The 563-nt window shown below is 48.3% G+C and carries 1 pseudogene; it reads left to right on the forward strand.

Going from position 1 to position 563, the window contains the following annotated elements:
• Positions 1-151: 151 nt before the first annotated feature.
• Positions 152-346 (forward strand): annotated as a pseudogene (locus ACTHUT_RS21620) (YgfZ/GcvT domain-containing protein); the annotation flags it as partial.
• Positions 347-563 lie beyond the last annotated feature (217 nt).

Here is a 563-nt window from a genome sequence, read left to right on the forward strand (position 1 = left end):
GCATGGTTTGGGATCATTTGGTAACAACGAAAACCGCGTGCGTGCGTACCGCACACACCCTACACCTCAATCTTAAGGTTTGCGTCGCCCGCAGTGGTAGGGTGTGTGGTCTAGCCACGCACGCGGTTGACAGGGGTGCGGGCTACGGCTTGCTTTAGAAGCCGCCGGTATTGCCGTCAAAGTCGGTGAGGAAGAAGCAGGCGTCATCCTCAACACAGCACTGACTGAACAAGGCAGCCTAAGTCTCGCCGTTATCAAGTTTTCTGCGGCAGAAGCAGCATTGACCGATGCAGACGGTAATGCTTTGAAACAGGAAAAACTGTTTTTTACGGTAGAGAAAGATTGATGTTAGATGATTGAACAAAAACTTAAATTTAAGCATTAATCAGTTTGAAATGAAAACAGAAAGGCCGTCTGAAATTCAGACGGCCTTTGATATTGAGTTTTGTTGGTACATGACCCAAGCTGCGTTTGCTTCTGACTGGATTACGGCATGGTTTGGAATCATTCGGTAGCAACAAAAACCGCGTGCGTGCGTACCGCACACACCCTACACCTTAATC

Source organism: Neisseria sp. P0022.S010 (assembly GCF_051956635.1).